This is a genomic window from Micromonospora sp. M51, from assembly GCF_018070305.1.
In the GTDB taxonomy this organism is placed as follows: domain Bacteria; phylum Actinomycetota; class Actinomycetes; order Mycobacteriales; family Micromonosporaceae; genus Micromonospora; species Micromonospora parva.
The window spans coordinates 1-1,478 of sequence record NZ_JAGPXZ010001087.1 but is presented as its reverse complement, the minus strand read 5'-3'; the positions used below and the strand labels follow the sequence as shown (position 1 = coordinate 1,478).

Here is a 1,478-nt window from a genome sequence, read left to right as displayed (position 1 = left end):
GGCCGACGCGGTGCCCTGGTGGCGCGGCGAGCACCCCGGGTGGATCTTCGCCGGGGTGACGGCGTTGCTGGTGGCCGCCGGCACCGCGGCGGTGCGGTTCGCCCCCGGGTACGCGAACACCCTCGGGCCGGTCGGCGCGGTGGCCGGCCTCACCACGCTCGTGGTCGGGCTGGACGTGCTCACCGGGGCTCGACTCCAGCTCAACGGCGTGGTCGGCTACTCGGCGTTACAGGGTGGCCGCTACGCCGGGCTGAGCACCGTGGGGCTGGGGGTGTTCCTCGCCGGCGCGTTGGTCACCGGCGGCTGGCTCGCTCAACGGGTGCACCGGGGTTGGCGGCCAGCGGTGATGGTCGCGGTGGGTGGTCTCGCCGTGGTGGTGGTCGGCAGTCCGTACCTGGGTGCCGACCCGGTCGGCGCGATCGCGCTCACGGCCGGGGTGAGCGTCGCCGCCGTGATCAGCGCCGGCGGCTGGTTGACGATCAGCCGGTTGGCCTGGGCCACCATGGCCGCGCTGGCGGTCGGTATCGGGTTCGCCGTGGTGGACCTGCGGCGTCCGGCGGGGGAGCGGGGCAGCCTGGGCCGGTTCCTCTCCGCGCTCGGCGACGGCACCGGCGGGTTCGCCGTGCACCGGTCCAGCACGGAGAACTTCGAGACGTTGGTCAACAGCCCGCTGACGGTGCTGGCGCTGGCCGGCGGGTTGCTGGTGTGGTTCGCCCTGTTGCAGCCGTGGGGTGGGCTGATGCGGCTGTTCGGCATCTACCCGGCGGTCCGGGCGGCGCTGGCCGGCACTGTGGTCGCCGCGGTGCTCGGTGGGGTGCTCGACGGCGCGGCACTGGATGTGATGGGTGCTGCCGCCGCCCTGGTGGTGCCGATGGCGGCCCTGGCGTCGCTGCGGGTGCTCGGGCACGCCGCGGACCGGACCCGCCCGGCACCGGCCGGTTCCGGGGCCAACGGCGCCGAGTACGAGTCGGGGCGGGGTGGGGTGGGCCCGGTCGACGGGGGCGACGGCCCGACCGGCGGTGGCGGACCCCTGGGTGCCGCGCACCCCGCGCCGATCGGCGACCCGCCGACGGGCACGCCGGCGACCGTCACCCGAGCGGGCTCGGACGCTCCGGGGGAGCACGGTGGGGACGCCGACGACCCGGCCGGGCCGACCGCGAGCGGGTCGACGCCGGACGGCACGCCGCCGGTGCCCGTGCCGCCCCGGCAGGCCTCCCGGTCATCGACGGAGGTTGCCGCGTCCTGAGCGCCGGGCCTCGTCCGGATGTCCCGCAGGTGTCGCAGCCGGGGTGCGGCCTGCGGGTACCCGCCCGGGAGGTGTTACCGTCGAATCCCGTGGATCGCGTGATCACTTTGCTGATCAAGCACGGCGGTCTGCATGACCGCGACAGACGACACGGGAGCAGGCCTTGGCCCCATCAGCACGGACGACCAGGCACATTTTCGTCACCGGGGGCGTCGCCTCCTCGCTGGGTCAG

At 75.5% G+C, this 1,478-nt stretch carries 1 pseudogene; it reads left to right on the top strand.

The features are described 5' to 3' along the window. A pseudogene (locus KBX53_RS32685) lies at window positions 1-1,246 on the top strand (hypothetical protein); the annotation flags it as partial. Between the last annotated feature and the right edge of the window lie 232 nt (window positions 1,247-1,478).